A 280-nucleotide genomic window follows, 5' to 3' on the forward strand; every position below is an offset into this window, starting at 1 on the left:
GGCCAAGGTGGCCGATCCGCGCCGGGCGCTCGGTGGCCTTCTCGGCAACGCCGTCCGCTTCCGGTTTCCGCCCGGTGAGCCTGTGCTTGTCCTTGCCGCGGCTGAAGGTCTCGAAACGGTTCTTTCGCTATTGGAGGTGATGCCAGGCATGCCGGCGGTCGCTGCACTCACAGCCAATCACCTCGCAGCCTTTTGCCCTCCTGCCGGATGTCTGCGCCTCTACATTGCTGGCGATGCCGATGCGGCGGGTCGGCAAGCAATCAAGCGACTGAGCCGTCGC

At 65.7% G+C, this 280-nt stretch carries 1 protein-coding gene; it reads left to right on the top strand.

What is annotated here, in order from left to right:
* The coding region (locus EOD29_RS31355) for a toprim domain-containing protein (RefSeq protein ID WP_206520536.1) at positions 1–280 on the top strand (280 nt) is incomplete at both ends.

Origin of the sequence: Mesorhizobium sp. M1A.T.Ca.IN.004.03.1.1 (assembly GCF_003997555.1) — a bacterium.
Lineage (GTDB): Bacteria > Pseudomonadota > Alphaproteobacteria > Rhizobiales > Rhizobiaceae > Mesorhizobium.